The sequence below is a fragment of the Pseudomonas sp. Irchel s3a10 genome (assembly GCF_900187525.1).
GTDB lineage: Bacteria > Pseudomonadota > Gammaproteobacteria > Pseudomonadales > Pseudomonadaceae > Aquipseudomonas > Aquipseudomonas koreensis_G.
Map to the genome: position 1 here is coordinate 1 of NZ_FYDR01000005.1, position 22062 is coordinate 22062.

General features: G+C 60.5%; 24 protein-coding genes. 15 read left to right on the plus strand and 9 right to left on the minus strand.

The annotated features are described in order from the left end of the window. From CKW11_RS15745 to CKW11_RS15765, 5 genes are all read left to right on the plus strand, one after another. The coding region (locus tag CKW11_RS15745) for an integrase core domain-containing protein (RefSeq protein WP_143499931.1) at positions 1-135 on the plus strand (135 nt) is incomplete at its 5' end. Positions 136-356: 221 nt separating this feature from the next. After that, the gene (gene moaC / locus CKW11_RS15750) at positions 357-830 is read left to right on the plus strand and encodes a cyclic pyranopterin monophosphate synthase MoaC (RefSeq protein ID WP_095138249.1); all 474 of its coding nucleotides are present in this window, start codon (positions 357-359) and stop codon (positions 828-830) included. After that, positions 827-1069, plus strand: a complete 243-nt coding sequence (gene moaD / locus CKW11_RS15755) for a molybdopterin converting factor subunit 1 (protein WP_095138250.1) — start codon at positions 827-829, stop codon at positions 1067-1069. Before moaC ends, moaD begins: the two co-directional genes overlap by 4 nt. A gap of 3 nt (positions 1070-1072) precedes the next feature. After that, positions 1073-1525: a molybdopterin synthase catalytic subunit MoaE gene (moaE, locus tag CKW11_RS15760; protein WP_095138251.1), complete on the plus strand. Its 453-nt coding sequence runs from the start codon at positions 1073-1075 to the stop codon at positions 1523-1525. A gap of 283 nt (positions 1526-1808) precedes the next feature. Beyond that, positions 1809-2585, plus strand: a complete 777-nt coding sequence (locus tag CKW11_RS15765) for an ABC transporter substrate-binding protein (protein ID WP_095138252.1) — start codon at positions 1809-1811, stop codon at positions 2583-2585. A 109-nt stretch (positions 2586-2694) separates the two neighbouring features. Here CKW11_RS15765 and CKW11_RS15770 read toward each other — a convergent pair whose 3' ends face one another. From CKW11_RS15770 to CKW11_RS15790, 5 genes are all read right to left on the minus strand, one after another. Further along, on the minus strand, positions 2695-3321 hold the full coding sequence (locus tag CKW11_RS15770; protein WP_095138253.1) for a transcriptional regulator: 627 nt from the start codon (positions 3319-3321) through the stop codon (positions 2695-2697). Between the two features lie 92 nt (positions 3322-3413). Beyond that, entirely contained in the window at positions 3414-4541 is a 1128-nt protein-coding gene (locus CKW11_RS15775; RefSeq protein ID WP_095138254.1) for an FAD-binding oxidoreductase, read from the minus strand. A 152-nt stretch (positions 4542-4693) separates the two neighbouring features. Then, positions 4694-5638 (minus strand): ornithine cyclodeaminase family protein, encoded by a 945-nt coding sequence (locus CKW11_RS15780; RefSeq protein WP_095138255.1) that lies wholly within the window; start codon positions 5636-5638, stop codon positions 4694-4696. A 136-nt stretch (positions 5639-5774) separates the two neighbouring features. Beyond that, positions 5775-7247 (minus strand): ATP-dependent RNA helicase RhlB, encoded by a 1473-nt coding sequence (gene rhlB / locus CKW11_RS15785; RefSeq protein WP_095138256.1) that lies wholly within the window; start codon positions 7245-7247, stop codon positions 5775-5777. Positions 7248-7343: 96 nt separating this feature from the next. After that, positions 7344-8000, minus strand: a complete 657-nt coding sequence (locus tag CKW11_RS15790) for an alpha/beta hydrolase (RefSeq protein ID WP_095138257.1) — start codon at positions 7998-8000, stop codon at positions 7344-7346. A 468-nt stretch (positions 8001-8468) separates the two neighbouring features. Here CKW11_RS15790 and CKW11_RS15795 point away from each other — a divergent pair, with 468 nt between their 5' ends. The 4 genes from CKW11_RS15795 (at position 8469) to CKW11_RS15810 (ending at position 12634) form a co-directional block, all read left to right on the plus strand. Next, a complete protein-coding gene (locus CKW11_RS15795; protein ID WP_095050968.1) occupies positions 8469-9500 on the plus strand; it encodes an amino acid ABC transporter substrate-binding protein in 1032 nt (343 codons plus the stop codon). Between the two features lie 66 nt (positions 9501-9566). Further along, positions 9567-10748, plus strand: a complete 1182-nt coding sequence (locus CKW11_RS15800; protein WP_095138258.1) for an amino acid ABC transporter permease — start codon at positions 9567-9569, stop codon at positions 10746-10748. A 10-nt stretch (positions 10749-10758) separates the two neighbouring features. Beyond that, positions 10759-11856 (plus strand): amino acid ABC transporter permease, encoded by a 1098-nt coding sequence (locus CKW11_RS15805; protein WP_095138259.1) that lies wholly within the window; start codon positions 10759-10761, stop codon positions 11854-11856. A 13-nt stretch (positions 11857-11869) separates the two neighbouring features. Beyond that, positions 11870-12634, plus strand: coding sequence for an amino acid ABC transporter ATP-binding protein (locus CKW11_RS15810; protein ID WP_003221897.1), 765 nt, complete (start codon positions 11870-11872; stop codon positions 12632-12634). A 69-nt stretch (positions 12635-12703) separates the two neighbouring features. Here CKW11_RS15810 and CKW11_RS15815 read toward each other — a convergent pair whose 3' ends face one another. Beyond that, on the minus strand, positions 12704-14329 hold the full coding sequence (locus tag CKW11_RS15815) for a S8 family serine peptidase (protein WP_095138260.1): 1626 nt from the start codon (positions 14327-14329) through the stop codon (positions 12704-12706). A gap of 262 nt (positions 14330-14591) precedes the next feature. Here CKW11_RS15815 and CKW11_RS15820 point away from each other — a divergent pair, with 262 nt between their 5' ends. The 5 genes from CKW11_RS15820 (at position 14592) to CKW11_RS15840 (ending at position 18564) form a co-directional block, all read left to right on the plus strand. After that, positions 14592-15251, plus strand: coding sequence for a FadR/GntR family transcriptional regulator (locus CKW11_RS15820; RefSeq protein ID WP_095138261.1), 660 nt, complete (start codon positions 14592-14594; stop codon positions 15249-15251). Then, positions 15241-16527, plus strand: a complete 1287-nt coding sequence (locus CKW11_RS15825) for a CynX/NimT family MFS transporter (protein ID WP_095138262.1) — start codon at positions 15241-15243, stop codon at positions 16525-16527. The genes CKW11_RS15820 and CKW11_RS15825 overlap by 11 nt, the downstream gene beginning before the upstream one ends. 204 nt (positions 16528-16731) lie before the next feature. Further along, positions 16732-17202 carry a nuclear transport factor 2 family protein gene (locus CKW11_RS15830; RefSeq protein ID WP_027610944.1) on the plus strand — a complete coding sequence of 157 codons (471 nt, stop codon included), beginning with the start codon at positions 16732-16734 and terminating at the stop codon, positions 17200-17202. 39 nt (positions 17203-17241) lie between these two features. Then, positions 17242-17544 carry a GIY-YIG nuclease family protein gene (locus CKW11_RS15835; RefSeq protein WP_095138263.1) on the plus strand — a complete coding sequence of 101 codons (303 nt, stop codon included), beginning with the start codon at positions 17242-17244 and terminating at the stop codon, positions 17542-17544. 84 nt (positions 17545-17628) lie between these two features. Further along, positions 17629-18564, plus strand: coding sequence for a glutathione S-transferase family protein (locus CKW11_RS15840; RefSeq protein WP_095138264.1), 936 nt, complete (start codon positions 17629-17631; stop codon positions 18562-18564). Positions 18565-18709: 145 nt separating this feature from the next. Here the strand turns inward: CKW11_RS15840 and CKW11_RS15845 are convergent, their stop codons facing one another. Together CKW11_RS15845 and yejK are read right to left on the minus strand one after the other, a co-directional pair. Continuing rightward, a complete protein-coding gene (locus tag CKW11_RS15845) occupies positions 18710-19060 on the minus strand; it encodes a glutaredoxin family protein (RefSeq protein ID WP_095138265.1) in 351 nt (116 codons plus the stop codon). Next, a complete protein-coding gene (gene yejK / locus CKW11_RS15850; protein WP_095138266.1) occupies positions 19060-20064 on the minus strand; it encodes a nucleoid-associated protein YejK in 1005 nt (334 codons plus the stop codon). The genes CKW11_RS15845 and yejK overlap by 1 nt, the downstream gene beginning before the upstream one ends. Positions 20065-20459: 395 nt before the next feature. Between yejK and CKW11_RS15855 the strand changes: the two genes are divergently transcribed. After that, the gene (locus CKW11_RS15855; protein ID WP_003221909.1) at positions 20460-20741 is read left to right on the plus strand and encodes an HU family DNA-binding protein; all 282 of its coding nucleotides are present in this window, start codon (positions 20460-20462) and stop codon (positions 20739-20741) included. 181 nt (positions 20742-20922) lie between these two features. On the opposite strand, the gene rlmF is transcribed toward CKW11_RS15855, so the two are convergent. Next, complete coding sequence (gene rlmF, locus CKW11_RS15860; protein WP_095138267.1) at positions 20923-21942, minus strand: 23S rRNA (adenine(1618)-N(6))-methyltransferase RlmF; 1020 nt, start codon at positions 21940-21942, stop codon at positions 20923-20925. Between the last annotated feature and the right edge of the window lie 120 nt (positions 21943-22062).

Consider the following 22062-nt stretch of genomic DNA (forward strand, 5'->3'; position numbering starts at 1 on the left):
ATGCTCCAGCGACCACAGGATTTAACGCAGGCGAAGAAGATGGTGAGTGAGTCGGTATCGATCTACAACGGTGAGCGTCCGCACCTGTCTTTGAAATACAAAACGCCCGATGCGGTGCATCGGGCGTCAGGGTGAAACAGGTGTAAACCTATTTCAGGACTAGACAATGAACCCATAACCCAATGTGGGAGCGGGCTTGCTCGCGAATGCTGTGTGTCAGCCACCCAATGTGTGCCTGATACACGGCATTCGCGAGCAAGCCCGATCCCACAGGGGATAGTGGTGATTTCATAATCAGTGATGCGGAAATTTGACCCACAGGTTTACAATCCCTGCTCCTGATCAGGAGTAATCCCGTGCTGACTCATCTCGATTCCCAAGGTCGCGCCAACATGGTCGACGTCACCGAAAAAGCCGTGACGTTCCGTGAGGCGACGGCCCAAGCGCTGGTGCGCATGCTCCCCGAAACCCTGCAGATGATCGTCAGCGGCGGCCATCCCAAGGGCGACGTGTTTGCCGTGGCGCGCATTGCCGGCATTCAGGCGGCGAAGAAAACCAGTGATCTGATCCCGCTGTGTCATCCGCTGATGCTGACCGGGGTCAAGGTCGAACTCAGCGCTGAGGGCGACGACAGCGTGCGCATCGTCGCTCGCTGCAAACTGTCCGGGCAGACCGGCGTGGAAATGGAAGCGCTGACCGCCGCCAGCGTCGCGGCGCTGACCATCTACGACATGTGCAAGGCGGTGGATCGCGGCATGGTTATCGAAAGCGTGCGTCTGCTGGAGAAGGTCGGCGGCAAGAGCGGGCACTTTCAGGCGGAGCAGCCATGAAGCTGACGGTTAAATTCTTTGCTCGTTATCGTGAAGCGCTGGGCGTGGACTCGGTCGAGGTCGAAGGCGATTTCGCCACGGTCGACGCTGTGCGTGCGCTGCTCGCGCAACGCGATAGCGCCGAAGTGCTGAGCGAACAGAACCTGATGTGCGCACGCAACGAAGACCTGTGCCAGCTCGACGAGCCGGTGAGCGATGGCGACGAAGTGGCGTTTTTCCCCACCGTGACCGGAGGCTGAGGCATGGCGATTCGGGTGCAGTCCACAGCGTTCGATCCCGGCGCTGAAGTCAACGCGATGCACGCGGCGAATGTCGGTGTCGGCGCGGTGGTGAGTTTTGTCGGTTACGTGCGCGACTTCAACGACGGGCTGGATGTGGCGGGGATGTTCCTCGAGCATTATCCGGGCATGACCGAAAAAGCCCTCGGCAAGATTGCCCTCGAAGCCGAGCAACGCTGGCCGCTGCTGAAGCTGGAAGTGCTGCACCGCATCGGCGCGCTGGAGCCGGGCGAGCCGATCGTGTTTGTCGGCGTGGCCAGCGCCCATCGCCAGGCGGCGTTCGACGCCTGCGCTTTCGTCATGGATTACCTGAAAACCCGCGCGCCGTTCTGGAAGAAAGAAAACACCAGCGATGGTCCGCGTTGGGTAGAAGGGCGTGACAGTGATCATGCCGCTGCGGATCGCTGGAAGAAGTAATTTCTTTAGCGCCCCTCAGTACGCCTTCGCGAGCAAGCTCGCTCCCACATTGGATCTGTGTCGTTCCCAAATCCAATGTGGGAGCGAGCTTGCTCGCGAAGGGGCCATCTGTAACACCAAAAACCTCGCAGACACACTCTCTTCCCTAATTGACGGCTTGTACCTATAAGTCCAATATGGATTTCCAAGTACAAAAAGCTTCAATCTTGCCGCTCGTAGCTCCCTGCTCCCAGCTGCTCTTCTTCGTCTTGCCAAACCAACAACAACCCGCGAGAGAACGAACATGAAGAAACTCCCCCTGATCACCGGTCTGGCCCTGAGCCTGTTGGCGTGCACCAGCTCGTTTGCCGCCGAGAAGACCCTGCGCATCGGCATCGAGGCTGCGTATCCACCGTTCGCCTCGAAAACCGACAAGGGCGAAATCGTCGGTTTCGACTACGACATCGGCAATGCCCTGTGCGCGCAGATGAAGGTCAAGTGCGTGTGGGTCGAGGGTGAGTTCGATGGTCTGATCCCTTCGCTGAAAGTGAAGAAAATCGACATGGCGCTGTCGTCGATGACCATCAACGAAGACCGCAAGAAGTCGGTGGATTTCACCCACAAGTACTATTTCACGTCGTCGCGACTGGTGATGAAGGAAGGCGCTACGGTCGATGATCAATACGCCAGCCTCAAGGGCAAGACCATCGGCGTGCAGCGCGCCACCACCACCGATCGTTATGCCACCGAGGTGTTCGAGCCCAAGGGCATCAACGTCAAGCGCTACGGCAATAACGAAGAAATCTACATGGACCTGGCGGCCGGGCGGCTCGATGCGATTTTCGCTGACACCATTCCGCTGAACGATTTCCTGTCGATGCCACGCGGCAAAGGCTATGCGTTTGTCGGGCCGGAGCTGAAGGATCCGAAGTACGTGGGCGAGGGCGCGGGGATTGCGGTGCGCAAGGGCAATACCGAGCTGGTCAGCGAGTTGAACACAGCCATCGACGGGATTCGGGCGAGCGGCGAGTATCAGAGAATTTCCGAGAAGTACTTCAAGTCCGACATCTACGGCGACTGATCTACCGCTTTCGCGAGCAAGCTCGCTCCCACATTGGATCTATGGCATTCACAAATCCCTGTGGGAGCGAGCTTGCTCGCGAAGGGGCCGGAACTGCCAATGCAGATCTTCAGCCCTTCAATTCCTTCAAATGCTTGTACACCGTTGCTCGCCCCATGTTCAGCACATTGGCCACATAGTTCGAGGCGCTCTTGCCCTTGAACGCGCCTTCGGCGTGCAGCGCCAGCACCAGTTCGCGCTTGTGATCGCGGGTCAGCAGATTCAGGCTCAGCTGGCGCTCGCGCAGCCAGGCGTGGAGGAAGGTGTTGATGCGCTCCTGCCAGTCATCGCGAAACAGTGAATCCGGCTGCGGGATCAGTTTGCTCGGCGACAGGAACAGATCCAGCGCAGCCTTGGCATTCTCAAACAACGAAATATTCAGGTTGATGCACAGCACCGCCAGCGGCCGCTCTTCGCGGTCGCGCAGCACGGTGCTCAGGCTGCGTATCTTCTGGCCGTCCCAATTGAGCTTTTCGTACGGGCCGATGTTGCGCTCACTGACCTCCTCGCTGAGCATGTCTTCAAGCGATGAGTCGTCGCCGATCTCGCGCTTGGACAGGTTGTTGGCGATGTAGTCGACCTTCTGCGTGCGCAGGTCGTGCAGCACCACTTCGGCGTGGGGAAAGAACAGCGTGGCGATGGCGTCGGCGATGGCACGGAAGTTATCCAGGGCCGGATCGAATTCGGGGGCGGTCATGTTTGTGGAGCTCCAGGCAGCGTCAGCGCCCCCGTGCACGGGGGCGCTGCGAGTGTGCCGCAATCCGTTGGGCGCGTCATCCGCAGGGGCCGTCAGCGCAGGCGTGAAGGGGAGAGCATGGCGCTCGTCAGGCCGAACTGCTGCAACGACTCAGGCAACGGCTGACCACGGACCAATGCCGCGCTGGCCTGGCCCATGGCCGGTGAAGTCTGAATGCCGTAACCGCCCTGGGCCGCAACCCAGAACAGCCCCGGCACCTGCGGATCGAAACCGCTGAGCAGATCACCGTCGGCGACAAAGCTGCGCAGTCCGGCCCAGGTGCGGGTCGGGCGGCGGATGGTCAGGGTCGTGGCCTCTTCGATCTGATAGATGCCCATGGCGATGTCCAGCTCTTCCGGTTGCACGTCATGCGGTTCGACCGGGTCGGCGTTGGCCGGCGAGCCGAGGAACATCCCGGCGTCGGGCTTCATGTAGAACGATTCGTCGAGGCTGACCAGCATCGGCCAGTGATGAATGTCGACGCCCTCGGGCCCGGCAAAAATGAACGCCGCGCGGCGCTTGGGTTGCAGGCCCAGCGCATGAGCACCAGCCAGCGCGCCGATCTGGTCGGCCCAGGCGCCGGCGGCGTTGATGATGATCGGGGCGCTGAAGGTCTGACCGTTGGTTTGCACCTGCCATTGGCCGTCAGCGTCACGACTCAGGCCCAGCACCTCGCAATCGGTGTGCACCTCGCCGTTGTTGCGGCGGATACCGCGCAGGTAGCCCTGATGCAGGGCGTCGGTGTCGATGTCGCTGGCGGTCGGGTCGTAGATCGCGCCGTGGACCTTTTCCCGACGCAGGATCGGCAGACGGGCGCAGGCTTCGTCGGCGCTGAGCAACTGCATCTCTGGCACCGTGGCTTTGGCGCTGAGGTACTGGTTGTTCAGTTCGGCGGCGTCACCGCTGAAATCCACGGTCATTTCGCCACGCGGCGTCAGCAATGGATGCTCGCAGAAGCCGCTCGGCGGATGGTCGAAAAACTCGCGGCTGGCCAGCGTCAGCGCGCGCACCTGCGGTGTTCCGTACGCAGCGGAGTACAGCGCCGCCGAACGCCCGGTGGAGTGGTAGGCCGGGTGCGATTCACGTTCGAGCACGATCACTTTGGCGTGGGGCGACAGCCAGAAACCGGTGGAAGCACCGGCAATCCCGCCGCCGATGATGATGAAGTCTGCCTGGCTCATGAAAGGTCTCCAGTTGCTCGCGATATTGGAAAATACGCTGATCCCCTGTGGGAGCGGGGCTTGCTCGCGAAGGCGGTGTGTCATTCGGCAAATACGTCGCCTGATACGGCCTCTTCGCGAGCAAGCCCGCTCCCACAATGGGATTTGTGGTGTTAGTGGGTTAAGAGATAAACCGCATTCGCCAGCGCGATGTCTTCCAGGCCCAGGCCAATAGAACGGAAAAATACGTGACGGTCGTAACCGGGGCGCGGCACTTTCTCGCTGAGCAGGTCGGCAAGGTCGCCGATGATCGAATCCTTGCTCCAGCCATGCTGCTCGGTCGCGATCAACATCTCACCGGCCGAGCCCGGCGTGGTCAGACGATAGTCACAGAACACCTGCATGTCGCCCAGGCTCTGCGGCGGCACCTCATGGGCGCGTGGCGCGTTGGTGCTGATCGAGGTGATCAGCGCCGGTTTGCTCAAGGTGGCCGGGTCAATGACCGGACCGGCGGCCGAGGTGCAGAGCATGATCACGTCCGCGTCTGTGAGGGCGACATCGCGGCTGTCGGCAATCTTCACCCCCGGGTAGATTTCCTTCAGCAGCGCCCGGGTTTCAGCGTCTTCAGACAGACTCGGCGAATACACGCTGATGCTCTGCCAGTCGCGCAGACCTTTCACGTAATGCAGATGCGCCTGAGCAACCTTGCCGCTGCCGATGATTGCCAGCCGTTGGGCATTCAGCGGGGCGAGGGCATCGACTGCAACGGCGGTGGTCGCGGCCGTGCGCGCGGTGGTCAGTTCACCGGCATCGCACAGCAACAACGGTTGGCCGGTTTTCATCGACATCAATAGTGTCCACGCCGTGACCAGCGGCCCTTGCTCGCGGACGATGTACGGCGAAGTCTTGACCCCGTACACGCCATCTTCGGCCAGCACCCCCAGATAATTGATGAAGTCACCGGCGCCCTGCGGAAACTCCACCAGTTGCTGCGCCGGTTGCACGGCGTGGCCGGCGGCGAGGTCGCGAAACAGTTTGCGCAGGATCTGCGGCACGTCGATGCGCGCCAGCAACTCGCGGGCCCGGGTGTGGTCGATCACGTAGGGTGTACTGGACATGTCAGGCTCCGCATTCTGGATCTAAACTAATTTGTCCATTATGGACTTTTAGTTATCTATCGCAAGCGCCTGTTGAAAACGCCGGGCAAAAAAAAGCGCAGTCCGTTGCCGGCTGCGCTTTTTGTTTTCGGGGCGTTTACTGCGGCTGTGGACGCTTGCGCTCAACCGCGCGCAACAAATGCGTCGGCGGTGTTTCACAGCTGATCTTGCGACCGAGTTTCTCTTCGATCGACGGCAACTGGTAGGAGTCGTCCTCGCCGGCGAAGCTGATCGATACGCCGTCAGCGCCTGCGCGACCGGTACGGCCGATGCGGTGTACGTAGTCGTCCGGCACTTCCGGCAGGGTGAAGTTGATCACGTGACTGATGCCGTCGATGTGGATGCCGCGACCGGCGACATCGGTGGCCACCAGCACGCGGATCTTGCCTTCGCGGAAGCCTTCGAGGGTCTTGATGCGCTTGTGCTGCGGCACGTCGCCGGACAGTTGCGCGGCGTTGATGCCGTCGCGCACCAGGCGCTCTTCGATGCGGCGCACTTCGTCCTTGCGGTTGGCGAAGACGATCACGCGTTCCCAGCCGTTATCGTTGACCAGGTTGTAGAGCAGTTTGTATTTGTCGGCCGCGGCCACCGCATAGATGTGCTGCTCGACGTTTTCGTTGGCCACATTGGTGATTTCGATTTCGACGATTGCCGGATCGGTGGTCCATTGCTTGGCCAGGTTCATCACGTCTTCGGTGAAGGTCGCGGAGAACAGCAGGGTCTGACGCTCGGACTTCGGCGGAGTCTGGCGAATGATCTGCCGCACTTGCGGGATGAAGCCCATGTCGAGCATGCGGTCGGCTTCGTCCAGCACCATTACTTCGACCATGTCCAGGTGCACGTCGCCGCGCTGGTTGAAGTCGAGCAGACGGCCCGGAGTGGCGACGAGGATGTCGCAGTGGCGTGCTTCGAGGTGCTTGAGCTGCTTGTCGAAGTCCATGCCGCCGACAAACGTCATCACGTTGAGGCCGGTGTACTTGGTCAGGTCAGCGGCGTCCTTGGCGATCTGCACCACCAGCTCGCGGGTCGGCGCGATGATCAGCGCACGGGGTTCGCCCATGTAGCGTTCTTTCGGCGGCGGAGTCTGCAGCAACTGAGTGATGATCGAGATCAGGAACGCGGCGGTCTTGCCGGTACCGGTCTGCGCGCGACCGATGGCGTCTTTTCCGGCGAGGGTGAAACCCAGCACCTGCGCCTGGATCGGCGTGCAATACGGGAAGCCCAGGTCTTGGATGGCGTGCATCAGTTCTGGAGCGAGTTTGAAATCGTGAAAGCGGGTTTTGCCTTCCTGGGGTTCGACAACGAAATCTTCGAGTTTCCAGGGAATGACCGGTGCCTTGGGCTTCGGTTCGCGGCGCGGCCGGGGTGGTTTCGGCGCTTCGGCGCGGACCGGTTCGGCGGCGATAGCGGCTTGCGGCTCGGGCTGGGGTGTCGCTACCGGAGCCGGACGTTCAGCCTTGGGCGCATCGCTGCGAGGGCCGGGGGCGTGCGACGGCGCACTGGGGACTGGCGCGAGCTGCTCAGCCTCGCTTTTACCGAACATTTTCTTGAGTGCTTTGAGCACGGTCATCTCATCAATTGGTTAAGGAATGTACGCCGGCCAGTGTAATGCAAGAAACGGGCGCGGCGTAGTGGGATGATCAAAGGGGCGTTCGCGCTGAAACGATCAACGCAGGCGTTCGCCCAGCCAGACGCCGATGTCACGAATTTCTTCGGGTAACACTTCGTGCTCCATTGGGTATTCCTGCCATGTCACGGTGACACCATGGTGCTTCAGGTACTCATAAGCGCTGCGGCCCATGGAGTTTTGCACCACGTTATCGAACTGCCCGTGCAGGCACATCACCGGAATCCGCTGCTGACTGGCGGACAATTGCAAATCATCACTGAACGTCGGCGCATACGTCGACAATGCCAACACGCCACCCAACGGTCCCTGCCATTTCAAAAATGCAGTGTGCAAGACCACCGCGCCACCCTGGGAAAAACCGGCGAGGAAAATCCGCGAGGCGTCTATTCCGCTGGCGCGCTCGTTTTCGATCAATTCGATGATGCGATCGGCGGACGCTTCCAGCTCATCACGATCAATCGCGCGGGCCGGGCTCATGGCTTTAATGTCGTACCAGCTCGGCATGGCATATCCGCCATTTATCGTCACTGGGCGAGTCGGCGCCTGCGGCAGCACGAAGCGCGTACTCAGCAGGCTTTCCTGCAGCGCTTCAGCCACCGGGAGGAAGTCGTAGCGGTCGGCGCCGAGGCCGTGCAGCCAGATCACGCAGGCGTCTGCGGGCTTAACAGGCTGAAGAATCAAGGGCTCGGTCATGTCTGCTCCAAATATGTGCGGGCGCTCTCATTGAGTGCGTGATTCGAGTGCGCGTCCGGTGGATCCGTTAAGAAGATGTCGCAAGGTTACAAGTTTTGCTATTGACCTGTCGCCGAATCGATTCGGCAAGCGGTGTGGTACGGGCTTTGCTATGGAAGGTTCTGTACGAAGCTTCCTACGCGTGGCGGTAACACTATCAGTGTACGACCCGCGACGGGATTGCAAAGAATCCGGTTATGGATGTTCGCCAATGGCCACTACGGGCTTAGCGAACGTGAAAGGGCTACAGCCCGTTCGGCCGATTGGTGAGAAGTGAGTTGTCCATGATGTGGATTTTCTCCTACTAGACTCATAGCGAAGGTCTTACGTCGGTTGACCCCAAAAAAAGCCAACACGGGTCAACAACGCCTCAAAAGGGTGCGGCAGGACTCAAGCTCCGACACAACAAGAGCAAAACTGGAGGTTTGAATGAAGATGTTGAAATCCACTCTGGCGATCGTGACTGCAGCAACAGTTCTCGGCGTCAGCGGGTTCGCTCAGGCGGGTGCAACCCTGGATGCCGTGCAGAAGAAAGGTTTCGTGCAGTGTGGCGTGAGCGACGGTCTGCCGGGCTTCTCGGTACCGGACGCAACCGGCAAGATCCTCGGGATCGACGCTGACGTCTGCCGCGCTGTGGCCGCTGCCGTGTTCGGCGACGCGACCAAGGTCAAATTCAGTCAGTTGAACGCCAAGGAGCGCTTCACCGCGCTGCAATCGGGCGAGATCGACATCCTGTCGCGCAACACCACCATGACCAGCTCCCGTGACGCGGGCATGGGCCTGAAATTCCCGGGCTTCATTACCTACTACGACGGTATCGGCTTCCTGGTGAACAACAAGCTGGGCGTGAAGAGTGCCAAAGAGCTGGACGGTGCAACCATCTGCATCCAGGCCGGTACCACCACCGAGCTGAACGTTTCCGACTACTTCCGCGGCAACGGCCTGAAATACACCCCGATCACTTTCGACACCTCCGATGAAAGCGCCAAGTCGCTGGAATCCGGTCGTTGCGACGTGCTGACCTCCGACAAGTCCCAGCTGTTTGCCCAGCGCTCCAAACTGGCATCGCCGAAGGACTACGTGGTTCTGCCGGAAACCATTTCCAAAGAACCGCTGGGCCCGGTCGTGCGTAATGGCGACGACGAGTGGCTGGCCATCGTGCGCTGGGTTGGCTACGCGCTGCTCAACGCTGAAGAAGCCGGTATCACTTCGAAGAACGTCGAAGCCGAAGCCAAGTCGACCAAGAACCCGGACGTCGCCCGTATGCTCGGCGCTGACGGCGAGTACGGCAAAGACCTGAAACTGCCGAAAGACTGGGTTGTGCAGATCGTCAAACAAGTCGGCAACTACGGCGAAATCTTCGAGAAAAACCTCGGCAAGAGCACTCCGCTGGAAATCGACCGCGGCTTGAACGCCCTGTGGAACAACGGCGGCATTCAGTACGCACCACCAGTGCGCTAATGGTTCTATCGCCCGGCGGGCCAACCGCCGGGTGATGTTCTTGTTCCATTTTTTCCGGGGCACTTCATGCAAAATTCAATCGGCGCACCAAAGCAGAGGCTCAGCCTCAGCGATCCGCGAGTGCGTGCGTGGCTGTTTCAGATCATCACCGTCGTGGCGGTGGTCGCCATGGGCTGGTATCTGTTCGACAACACCCAGACCAACCTGCAGCACCGGGGCATCACCTCCGGTTTCGACTTTCTGGAGCGCAGTGCCGGGTTCGGCATCGCTCAACACCTGATCTCTTACACCGAAGCGGACAGCTACGCCCGGGTGTTCGTGATCGGCCTGCTCAATACCCTGTTGGTGACCTTCATCGGTGTGATTCTGGCGACTCTGCTGGGCTTCATCATCGGTGTGGCGCGGCTGTCGCCGAACTGGATCATCAGCAAACTGGCGACCGTGTATGTGGAAGTGTTCCGCAACATTCCGCCGCTGCTGCAGATCCTGTTCTGGTACTTCGCGGTATTCCTGACCATGCCGGGACCGCGCAACAGCCATAACTTCGGCGACACCTTCTTCGTCAGCAGCCGTGGCCTGAACATGCCGGCCGCGCTGGCGGCTGATGGTTTCTGGGCGTTCGTGATCAGCGTCGTGGTGGCGATCGTCGGCATCGTGCTGATGACCCGCTGGGCCAACAAGCGCTTTGAAGAAACCGGCGTACCGTTCCACAAGTTCTGGACCGGTCTGGCGATTCTGCTGGTGATCCCTTCCTTGTGCGCACTGATCTTCGGCGCTCCGCTGCACTGGGAAATGCCCGAGCTCAAGGGTTTCAACTTCGTCGGTGGCTGGGTGTTGATCCCGGAACTGCTGGCGCTGACCCTCGCCCTGACCGTGTACACCGCAGCGTTTATCGCGGAAATCGTCCGTTCCGGGATCAAGTCGGTCAGCCATGGCCAGACCGAAGCGGCGCGTTCGCTCGGCCTGCGCAACGGCCCGACCCTGCGCAAGGTGATCATTCCACAAGCCCTGCGGGTGATCATTCCGCCGCTGACCAGCCAATACCTGAACCTGGCGAAGAACTCGTCACTGGCCGCCGGTATCGGTTACCCGGAAATGGTTTCGCTGTTCGCCGGCACTGTGCTCAACCAGACCGGTCAGGCGATCGAAGTCATTGCCATCACCATGAGCGTGTACCTGGCGATCAGTATCAGCATTTCCCTGCTGATGAACTGGTACAACAAGCGCATTGCGCTGATCGAGCGGTGAGGAAACGCGCATGACAACCCATACTTTCAAACCCGACATGCCACCGCCGGCCAAGGTCTTCGGCCCGATGGCGTGGATACGCGCGAACATGTTTTCCAGCTGGCTCAACACCCTGTTGACCCTGTTTGCGTTCTATCTGATCTATCTCGTCGTGCCACCGATCCTCAGTTGGGCGATTGTCGATGCCAACTGGGTCGGCACCACTCGCGCCGACTGCACCAAGGACGGCGCCTGCTGGGTGTTCATCCAGCAGCGTTTCGGCCAGTTCATGTACGGCTACTACCCGGTCGACATGCGCTGGCGTGTTGACCTGACCGTGTGGCTGGCGGTCATCGGCGTGGCGCCACTGTTCATCTCGCGCTTCCCGCGTAAAGCGGTGTACGGCCTGAGCTTCCTGGTGATCTACCCGATCGTCGCCTGGTGCCTGCTGCACGGTGGCGTGTTTGGCCTCGACGCCGTGGCGACCAGCCAGTGGGGCGGTCTGATGCTGACCCTGGTCATCGCCACCGTGGGTATCGCCGGCGCCTTGCCGCTGGGGATCATTCTGGCGCTGGGCCGTCGCTCGAACATGCCGGCGATTCGTGTGGTCTGCGTGACCTTCATCGAGTTCTGGCGCGGCGTGCCGTTGATCACCGTGCTGTTCATGTCCTCGGTGATGCTGCCGCTGTTCCTGCCCGAAGGGATGAACTTCGACAAACTGCTGCGGGCGCTGATCGGGGTGATCCTGTTCCAGTCGGCCTACGTCGCCGAAGTGGTGCGCGGCGGTCTGCAAGCGATCCCCAAAGGTCAGTACGAAGCGGCTGCGGCGATGGGCCTCGGTTACTGGCGCGCCATGGGTCTGGTGATTCTGCCGCAAGCCCTGAAGCTGGTGATTCCGGGCATCGTCAACACCTTCATTGCGCTGTTCAAGGACACCAGCCTGGTGATCATCATCGGTCTGTTTGACCTGCTCAACAGCGTCAAGCAAGCCGCTGCCGACCCGAAATGGCTGGGCATGGCCACTGAAGGCTACGTGTTCGCCGCCCTGGTGTTCTGGATTTTCTGTTTTGGTATGTCGCGCTATTCCATGCATCTGGAACGCAAGCTCGACACTGGCCACAAGCGTTAGGAGTTCTCTGTAAATGAGCGAAGCAATCAAAAAGCCTGTCGGCCCTGAAGGCATTATCCAGATGCAGGGCGTGAACAAGTGGTACGGCCAGTTCCACGTGCTGAAAGACATCAACCTCAACGTCAAACAGGGCGAGCGTATCGTCCTGTGCGGCCCGTCGGGCTCCGGCAAATCGACTACCATTCGCTGCCTCAACCGTCTGGAAGAACACCAGCAGGGGCGCATCGTGGTCGATGGTGTGGAGCTGACCAATGACCTCAAGCAGATCGAAGCGATCCGCCGCGAAGTCGGCATGGTGTTCCAGCACTTCAACCTGTTCCCGCACCTGACCATCCTGCAGAACTGCACGCTGGCGCCGATGTGGGTGCGCAAGATGCCCAAGCGCAAGGCCGAGGAAATCGCCATGCATTATCTGGAGCGCGTACGCATTCCGGAGCAGGCGCATAAATTCCCGGGGCAACTGTCCGGCGGTCAGCAACAGCGTGTGGCGATCGCTCGTGCGCTGTGCATGAAACCGAAAATCATGCTGTTCGATGAACCGACTTCAGCGCTCGATCCGGAGATGGTGAAGGAAGTACTCGACACCATGATCGGTCTGGCTGAAGACGGCATGACCATGCTTTGCGTGACTCACGAAATGGGCTTTGCCCGCACCGTGGCCAACCGCGTGATCTTCATGGACAAGGGCGAAATCGTCGAGCAGGCAGCGCCGAACGACTTCTTCGACAACCCGCAAAATGACCGTACCAAGTTGTTCCTGAGCCAGATCCTGCATTGATTGCCTGAGAAGCTCGCCTGACAAAAAGCCCTGCCGGTATACCGACAGGGCTTTTTTCATGGGGGCGAATCAGCCCGCATTTGTTTTGCGTTCAAGTGCCAGGTGCACGGCACGCAGCGCGTTGAGTCGGCCGTGCCCGTAGTAGTGACTGTGGCCGTTTTCGTCGTACTGGCCGCGCGGCCCGTCATCGCGGTGGCCGATCTTGTCGCAGCAATCGGCAAGTATCTGGCGTACCGCAGAGCGATCAAGCTCGGGATTGACGCCGAGCACCAGCGCGGCGATGCCCGCGGCACCGGGGCAGGCGCTGGAGGTACCGCTGAAGGCGTCGGTGTAGGCCGGCAATGTGGCGGCGGCAAACTTTGCGCTCAAATCAGTGGTGCGGATGCCCCGGGTCTGCGGGATCGAGGTTGCAGGCTTGAACTTCGGGTCGGGGTGTTGCTGATCTCCGCTGGGAAAGCAGCACCAGAGTGACTTGCCATAATCACTGTAGGCACTGCGCCGGTTCTGATCGTTGCAGGCACCTACCGCAATGACATGGGGGTGGCTGGAATAGCCATCGTTATCGGCGCACTCGTTACCGTTTCCCGCGCCAAAAAAGATCACACAGCCCTTGCCATTGCGGCCCTTGGTGGCGGCGTATTCGATTGCCAGCCGTGTGCTGGCGGCCAGGGGAAACACTTGCGTGTGACGCGGGTCCGCCGGGTCGGCCCAATGCCCTTCAGCCGGCCCCCAGCTGCAGGAAATGACGTCGGCTCCCTGATCGGCAGCCCAGAAAAAGGCGTCGGCCTCCGCGCGGGCTCCCAAGGGTTTGGTGAGTTTCAACGGCATCAGGCTGGCTTTGGGGGCGACACCGCTGGCGCCGTCCTCACCATTGGCGCAAGCCACCCCGGCAGCGGCTGTACCGTGGCGTTCCAGGGCGTTCAGTGGGCGCGGGCCGCCTTTGGCGTTACGTCGGTCAAAGTTCTTTGCAGCGACAACTTTGCCTTCTCCGGAAAATTCGGGATGGTCAATATCAAACGCGTCATCGATGACTGCGATGACGATGCCTTCGCCCTGCGCGAGCTCATGTGCGGCCTCGACGTTGGCGCTGGCATCGATTTCAACCTGATAGGTCACGGTGGTTTTCTTCAGGTGCCACTGATTGGCATGGATCGCTCGGCGTTGACCCTGGCGCAGCAGCTCCGGATGGCAGTACTCGATCTCGTCGCGTTCCAGCCATTTACTCGTGAGGGTGCAGATCTCGATGCCATGGGTGGCGGGGTGATGCACAAAAAAGGCATTTTTTGCATACGGCACTTGTTGCTTGATCATCAGGCCCAGCTCTTCAAGTATGACCATGCACTCAGTGGCTTTCAGTGAGTCGATGAACTTCAAAAAGATATTTTCGGTATAGAGCACCGGCTCCTGAGTGATGGGGTCCACCAGCACGCTGCCCGCGAAGCGTACGTCGGGCAATTCGCGTAACAGCGCCTTGCGTTGCGATGCGTCCGAGTGCCCAGGCAGTTTGAAAATCTGCACATCAGCGTCCTCGACATGCAGCAACAGCTCGCAACCTTCCAGCGCTGCGTGAGCAGATTCGCAGCAAAGCGTTTGGGCCAACTGCGTTCCCGCGTGGCTGCGGACTGCGAGCAATTGGCGATTTTTCTGCAGGACAAAAGGGCGGTCGTGCTGCTTGCCGAAATTGACTTCTACCATGAGCGGTGCATCTTCCTTTGGATAATGACGGGGCAAAAAGCCCCTGGTTCAATTTCCAAAGTCTGCAGTCCAGCGTCTGCAAGTGATGTCGGCAGCATTCCTGCGGACTGTGGGAAATCACTTCGCCTGTCAGCGGTTTTTACAACTCGACAAGTAGGATTGATGTCCCGGTTGTTCCTTCCTGCGTGGGGTTGTGTGGAGCGCCGCAGCTGACTACCATGTCAGGAAATTCATCCTATGATTGGATGAGAGGGCGAATTCCGTGACAGACATCTCACCTTTGATCAAGCGATCCTTGGTCGATCAGGCTCTGGATCAGTTGCGTCAGCGCATTAGCGATGGCGTGTGGCAAGTCGGCGAACGGCTGCCGACCGAGCCTGAGTTGTGCGCCGACCTGGGCATCAGCCGCAACACCGTGCGCGAAGCCATGCGCGTGCTGGCGTTTTCCGGGTTGATCGAAATCCGGCAGGGCGACGGCAGTTATCTGCGCGCGGTGGTCGATCCGATGGACACGCTCAAGGCGTTATCACGCTGCTCGCTGGAGCAGGCGCGCGAGACCCGGCACATCCTCGAAGTCGAAGCGATTGGCCTGGCCGCGTTGCGTCGCACCGATGAGGATCTGCTCGCCCTGCGCGAAGCACTCGGCACCAGCGGCAGCCACTACCACGGCGATCTCGACACTTACATTGCCTGCGATCTGGTGTTCCACCGCCGTCTGGTGGACGCCGCGCACAACCCCACCCTCAGCGAGTTGTATCGCTATTTCTCCAGCATCGTCGGCGCGCAATTGCGCCAGACGCTGAACATCGTCCCGCGCCGTCAGGAAGTGTTCGACCTGCACATCGAGTTGCTCGATGCGGTCGAACAACGCGACCCGGAACGGGCCAAAGCCATATCGAGGCAGTTGATCAATGAACCTTGAAAGCGAGAAAAATCTCTCAACCCACAAGCGCACGGCAGAACTCGAAGAACTGCTGATCGACGCCGAGGCCGACGACGAGCAAGTGCAGCAAAGCCATCCGCTGGTACGCCGGCCGTGGCTGTTGCTGCTGGGGCTGATTCTGGTCGCACTGAACCTGCGCCCGGCGCTGTCGAGCATGGCGCCGCTGCTCAGCGAAGTGTCGAAAAGCCTTGGTCTGTCTGCGGCTCAGGCCGGTCTGCTGACCACGTTGCCGGTGTTGTGCCTGGGACTGTTCGCGCCGCTGGCGCCGATTCTGGCGCGGCGTTTCGGCGCCGAGCGGGTGGTGCTGGGGATTCTGCTGACCCTGGCCGCCGGCATAATTGTGCGCAGCAACTTCGGTGAGATCGGCCTGTTCGCTGGCAGCGTCCTCGGTGGCGCGAGCATCGGCATTATCGGCGTGCTGCTGCCGGGCATCGTCAAACGTGACTTCGCCAGACACGCCGGGACCATGACCGGCGTCTACACCATGGCCCTGTGCCTGGGCGCCGCGATGGCGGCGGGTTCGACCGTGCCGTTGAGCGAGCACTTCGACCACAGCTGGGCATTGGGCCTGGGCTTCTGGGTGATTCCGGCGCTGGTGGCGGCGCTGTTCTGGCTGCCGCAAGTCGGGCAGAAACACGGCGCGCACAACGTCGCCTATCGGGTGAAAGGTCTGCTGCGCGATCCACTGGCGTGGCAAGTGACTTTGTACATGGGCCTGCAATCGTCGCTGGCGTACATCGTGTTCGGCTGGTTGCCGTCGATCCTGATCGGCCGAGGGCTGACCCCGACTCAGGCCGGCCTGGTGCTGTCCGGTTCGGTGATCATCCAGCTCGCCAGCTCCCTGGCCGCGCCGTGGCTTGCGACCCGGGGCAAGGATCAGCGCCTGGCGATCGTGGTGGTGATGGCGCTGACCCTCGGTGGTCTGTTCGGTTGCCTGTATGCGCCAATCGACGGACTGTGGGGCTGGGCGATTCTGCTGGGGCTGGGGCAGGGCGGTACGTTCAGTCTGGCGTTGACCTTGATCGTGCTGCGCTCGCGGGATTCGCATGTGGCGGCGAACCTGTCGAGCATGTCCCAGGGCTTCGGTTACACCCTGGCGTCGATGGGGCCGTTCGCGGTCGGCGTGGTGCATGACTGGACCGGCGGCTGGAATGCGGTGGGCTGGATCTTCGGCATCATTGGCACTGGTGCGATCATTGCCGGGCTGGGTGCGGGCCGGGCGCTGTACGTGCAAGTGCAAAGCGAGAAGATTTGACACGGTTCAACTTGTAGGAGTGAGCCTGCTCGCGATAACGGTGTGTCGGTCAACATTGCGCTGACTGATACACCGTTATCGCGAGCAGGCTCACTCCTACAGTGGTTCTGTGTGTTGCTGATATTCGCTTTGCGAATGCCGATAGTGTTTCTTCGATTTGCAGCTTATCGTGCTGGCATTCTGTCCATTTCCCGGAGTTTGCCCATGAGTGAAGCCCACGCCGCGTTGATCACCCGCTTCTACCAGGCGTTCCAGCGCCTCGATGCCGAGGCCATGGCCGCCTGCTACACCGACGATGTGGTGTTCAGCGATCCGGCTTTCGGTGAACTGCGCGGGCGCGATGCTGGCGATATGTGGCGCATGCTCACCACTCGGGCCAAGGACTTCTCCCTGACCTTCGACAATGTCCGCGCCGACGAGCGCAGCGGCGGTGCGCACTGGGTGGCGACTTACCTGTTCAGCCAGACCGGCAACGTGGTAATCAACGATATCCAGGCGCGTTTCGTCTTTCGTGACGGCAAGATCTGCGAGCACCACGATCACTTCGACTTGTGGCGCTGGTCGCGTCAGGCGTTGGGCTTCAAAGGCCTGCTGCTCGGCTGGACTCCGCTGGTGCGCAACGCGGTCCGGGCGCAGGCGCTGAAAGGTCTGAAGGCATTTCAGGCTACTCGCTGATAAGATCGCGGCCTGTTTCCTACACATCCAGATCCCGAAGTGACCAGCCTCAGCGAAAAACCGGTTGAAGTCGTCGAGCCAGCGAGCAAGGCCTGGTTCGTCTACCTCGTGCGCGCGGCCAACGGTTCGCTGTACTGCGGGATCAGCGACGACCCGGTGCGCCGCTTCGCCATGCATCAAAGCGGCAAGGGCGCACGCTTCTTCCTGTCCAGCCCGGCGATGGCGCTGGTCTACACCGAGCGTTGCCGCGACAAGAGCGACGCGCTGCGCCAGGAACGGCTGATCAAGAAGCTGCGCAAGAGCGCCAAGGAATGCCTGGTCGCGTCTTATCAATCTGACTGATCGGTTCCCATCAGGCAGATCTGTAGGCTGCTAATCAAATGCACGCTAAGCTGCGGACTCACTTTCTGTGCGGCGGAGCCGAGCATGTCCGAGTTGATTCTGCATCATTACCCGACCTCTCCATTTGCCGAAAAGGCTCGTCTGCTGTTGGGCTTCAAAGGCTTATCCTGGCGCTCGGTGCACATTTCGCCGGTGATGCCCAAGCCGGATCTGACCGCGTTGACCGGTGGCTATCGCAAGACCCCTGTGTTGCAGATCGGCGCCGACATCTATTGCGACACATCGTTGATCGCCCGTCGTCTGGAGCAGGAAAAAGCCCTGCCGGCGTTTTTCCCGGAAGGCCAGGAAATGACCAGCGCCAGCTTCGCCGCATGGGCCGATTCGGTGGTGTTCCAGCACGCGGTCAGTCTGGTGTTCCAGCCGGAGTCGGTGGCGGTGCGTTTCGGCAAGTTGCCGCCGGAAGCGATCAAGGCGTTTATTGCTGACCGTGCCGGCCTGTTCAGCGGCGGCAGCGCCACGCGGCTGTCGGCCGAACAGGCCAAGCACCAATGGCCAACAATCATGGCGCGGCTGGAGCAGCAGTTGCAGCGCGAGCAGGGCGACTTCCTGTTCGGTGAGCCGTCGATTGCCGACTTTGCCCTGGCGCATCCGCTGTGGTTCCTCAAGGCGACGCACGTCACTGCGCCGTTGGTCGATGAATATCCGGCCGTGAATGCCTGGCTGGGCCGTGTGCTGGGCTTTGGTCATGGTGCCGCGAGTGAGATGACTGCCGAGGAGGCGCTGCAAGTCGCGCGCAGTTCGACGCCGGCGGCGTTGCCGGATGAGCCGTTTGTCGATCCGAACGGTTTCAAGGCCGGGCAGCAGGTGGCGATTGCCGCGACAGATTACGGGGTTGATCCGGTGGTGGGTGAGTTGCTGTTTGCTGGCCGTGAAGAGCTGATCCTGCGCCGTGAAGACCCGCGTGGCGGCGTGGTGCATGTGCACTTCCCGCGTTTTGGTTTCCGTATCGAAGCCAAGTAACGGTTACACACAACATCCTGTGGCGAGGGAGCTTGCTCCCGCTCGACTGCGCAGCAGTCGTAAACCTGCGAACGTGTTCTCGCCCGGAAAAGCGGGGGCCGCTTCGCAGCCCAGCGGGAGCAAGCTCCCTCGCCACAGGTTTGTGTTACCGCAGGGCGGCGAGAATTTCGTCCGGGTCGAACCCGCGAATCAACGTGCCATTCACGTCGATCAACGGAATCCCGCGCCCACCCAGTGCCTCATACGCCTTGCGCGCCTCGGCATCCTTCTCGATATCGAATTCCTTGAAAGGAATCCCCTTGCTGTCGAGAAAGCGTTTGGTCTGCTTGCAGTAGCCGCACCAGTCGGTGGCATACAGCACGACATCGGCGTTGGCGCGAACCTGCTCCGAGACCATCTGCGACGGGTTGAACACCCGCTCGATCTTGCCCCAGTTCTGATAGACCACGACCACCAGCAGAACCAGCGCAACCTTCTTCAGCACATTACCCAGCATCAGTTGCGGCGCTTGAGCTGATCGGTGAGCGAGGTCGGCAGGCCCTTGATGATCAAGGTGCCGGCCTCCTCGTCGTACTCGATCTTCGAGCCCAGCAGATGCGCTTCAAAGCTGATCGACAGGCCTTCGGCGCGGCCGGTGAAGCGGCGGAACTGGTTAAGGGTGCGTTTGTCTGCGGGAATCTCCGGCGACAGGCCGTAGTCCTTGTTGCGGATGTGATCGTAGAAGGCTTTCGGCCGTTCTTCGTCGATCAGCTCCGACAGCTCTTCCAGGCCCATCGGCTCGCCGAGCTTGGCCTGGCTGCTGGCGTAATCGACCAGGGTCTTGGTTTTCTCGCGGGCGGAGTCTTCCGGCAGGTCTTCGCTCTCGACGAAATCGCTGAAGGCCTTGAGCAGGGTGCGGGTTTCGCCCGGGCCGTCGACGCCTTCCTGGCAACCGATGAAATCGCGGAAATACTCCGAAACCTTCTTGCCGTTCTTGCCCTTGATGAACGAGATGTACTGCTTGGACTGCTTGTTGTTCTGCCACTCGGAGACGTTGATCCGCGCCGCCAGATGCAACTGGCCGAGGTCCAGGTGACGCGACGGCGTCACGTCCAGCTCATCGGTCACTGCGACGCCTTCGCTGTGGTGCAGCAGGGCGATCGCCAGGTAGTCGGTCATGCCCTGCTGATAGTGAGCGAACAGCACGTGGCCGCCGACCGACAGGTTCGATTCTTCCATCAGCTTCTGCAGGTGTTCTACCGCAACCCTGCTGAACGCGGCGAAGTCTTTGCCACCGTCCATGTATTCCTTCAGCCAGCCGCTGAACGGGAACGCACCGGATTCCGGATGGAACAGGCCCCAGGCTTTGCCCTGTTTGGCGTTGTAGCTCTCGTTGAGGTCGGCGAGCATGTTCTCGATGGCCGCGGACTCAGCCAGTTCGGAGTCACGGGCGTGCAGAACTGCGGGCGTGCCGTCGGGTTTTTTGTCGATCAGGTGGACGATGCAATGACGGATCGGCATGGGCTTCTCGGCTGTTGGAAGGGAGGAGGGCAGGCTCCCCCGAAAAAGCGCCCAGTGTACCGCAACCACTGGTTTTGGCGCGGGGTGAAGGGCAAATCCAGGGCGGGTGGGTGCCCTTATGCAGTTTTTTACCGATTTAGAGCAATAAAGCTGACCAAATGGGTAGCTAGAGGCGGATATTTCCCCGTCTCTGTGCTAGTTTTGCCCGGTCTTACGCGAAGTCACTGCGTTAAGCGTGCAATCAGCATTTGTCAGGTCGAACCAAACCCTGATTTCGGCATCTATAACCCGACTCGTCGTGGTTATCGCCGAGGGTGCCAGATCCAGAAGATCGGGCTCGATGGCTGACACTGCACTCTGCAATCCATATGAATTTGATAGGGAAGGAACACTACATGGCTCTTACTAAAGACCAACTGATCGCCGACATCGCTGAAGCTATCGACGCGCCGAAAACCACCGCGCGTAACGCTCTGGACCAACTGGGCCAAATCGTTGCTGATCAGCTGGAAAATGGCGGCGAAATCACCTTGCCAGGTATCGGCAAGCTGAAAGTGACCGAGCGTCCTGCCCGCACTGGCCGTAACCCTTCGACTGGCGCTGCCATCGAAATCCCTGCCAAGAAAGTGATCAAGCTGGTTGTGGCCAAAGGCCTGACCGACGCTGTGAACAAGTAAGACGCAGCGACAACCGTGCACCGGAGCGATCCGGGCACGGTTTTTTTGTGTCTGCGATTTGGCGATGCACCTCGAACCTTTGTAGGAGTGAGCCTGCTCGCGATAGCGGTGTGTCAGTCACCTTGATGTCGGCTGATACACCGCTTTCGCGAGCAAGCCCGCTCCCACAAGTAGCTCAGTGTCAGCGAACCCAGCGCTCGCGCCGCCAGATCTGCTGCTCGGACTTGGTCTGGAAGGTCCACGCCACAAAGCGGCTCTGTTTCTGCCCTTGCGACATCTCCACCACCTGGCTTTCCAGCACGCCGGCCTTTTTCAGGGCGATTTCGATGGCCGGCAGGTTAGAGGCTTTCGACACCAGGGTGCTGAACCACAACACTTTGTGCTGGAAGTTCGCGCTTTCGGCGATCAGTTGGGTCACGAAACGCGCTTCACCGCCTTCACACCACAGCTCGGCGGACTGACCACCGAAGTTCAACACCGGCAGTTTGCGTTTCGGATCGGCCTTGCCCAGTGCGCGCCATTTGCGCTCGCTGCCCTTGGTCGCCTCTTCCATCGAAGCGTGGAACGGCGGGTTGCACATGGTCAGGTCAAAGCGTTCACCCGGCTCCAGCAAGCCAATCAGGATGTGCTTGCGGTTTTCCTGCTGGCGCAGCTTGATGACCTTGTTCAAGTCGTTGGACTGGACGATGGCCCTGGCCGCTGCCACGGCCGTCGGGTCAATTTCCGAACCGAGGAAGTGCCAGCGATATTCGCTGTTGCCGATCAGCGGATAAACGCAGTTGGCGCCCATGCCGATGTCCAGCACGTTAACGATCGCACCGCGCGGGACTTTGCCGTCGTTCATGCTGGCCAGCAGGTCAGCGAGGAAGTGCACGTAATCGGCGCGGCCCGGAACCGGTGGGCACAGGTAGTCCGCCGGGATGTCCCAATGCTCGATGCCATAGAACGCCTTGAGCAGCGCCCGGTTGAACACCCGCACCGCGTCGGGGCTGGCGAAGTCGATGCTTTCCTTGCCGTACGGGTTGGTGATCACGAATTTCGCCAGTTCCGGCGTGGTCTTGATCAGCGCCGGGAAGTCGTAGCGACCCTGGTGGCGATTGCGCGGGTGCAGGCTGGCCTTTTCACGCGGCTCGACGGCTTTGGTCGGGGTCGCGGCATCAGGCTTCTTGCGCGCAGGTTTGGGTGTGCGGGGGGCGTTCATGGGGGTGATCGATTCGGGTATGGCTGAAAGTGGCGGGTATTGTCCCACATCTAACGGCAACACCGTTCAAACTGTGGGAGCGGGCTTGCTCGCGAAGGCGGTTACACATCCGGCAGATTT